Here is a 930-nt window from a genome sequence, read left to right as displayed (position 1 = left end):
AATTACTCATATGTGCTGGCGCTGCAATCTTAATACACATAATACTGAAATTATCTGACTTTTTATAACATTTTGAGCTTGTCAGCAGGTGCCATTCCATTGCCAGTAGTTTCAGTTGAATCAATGACATAGCCAACTGTGGAGGCTTTAGCCAATTTGATTTTTTGATATCCGATTTAGTAGGTGAGCGCCTTTGCGTCGGACTAGGCCCTCTAGGTTGACTTTTCTATGATCAACACTGAAGCGTGGCTGATCCGCGGATCGGGCTACAGAACGAGGCATCACAGAGAAGTCTTGCGTATAAACTGTGCGGAAGTCCGCATTTTTGATTTCTGGAGTTGATTTATAAGGATATTCCACGGTCTTCTATGGCAGTTTGGGTGCGCGCTCGAAAGGCGCYAGTTCAACTGTCGCCTCTTTTTAGGGCAAATGAGAGCGGGGGTATATTAATTTACTCCWTTTGCATTATATTTGTAATATTTTATGTCAAGAGCTGAATTTGTGAGCAGTGTAGTTATTCTACCTAGTTACTGAATACAAAAAGCTAAGAATGATATCAGATGGCCATTATACTTAAGTATTAGTCTAAGGGGAGAGCCGGTCATTGGTCTTTTTCGCAATTAATCATCCATGACACGCCAAACCGATCGACCAGCATCCCGAAGCGTGCCGCCCAGAACGTCGTCTCCAATGGCATTTGAATACTCCCGCCTTGCGCCAATGCCGCAAACACTCGCTCTGCCTCAACCACACGGTCGACATTCAATGACACCGAACAACCGCTCATGCCGGCGCTGGGGCGATCGGGTGTGGTATCCGACCCCATGATCGACTGATCCCCGACCAACAGGCGCGTATGAATGATCAGGTTGTGGCAGTCCGCTGGCACATGGTCGCGAGCCGGAGTTTCGCCGAAGGTCATCATGACTT

1 protein-coding gene is annotated in these 930 nt (G+C 46.9%); it reads right to left on the bottom strand.

Features of this window, described 5'->3' with window-relative positions:
* Positions 1-601: 601 nt before the first annotated feature.
* Positions 602-930, bottom strand: a 329-nt coding sequence (locus AC1DLB_RS31005; protein WP_477786402.1) for a VOC family protein, incomplete at its 5' end; no start/stop codon positions are given.

This window comes from Pseudomonas sp. 05N434 (assembly GCF_056396965.1).
Note: the sequence above shows the minus strand (reverse complement) of the source record. Positions and strands in the feature narration are given on the sequence as shown.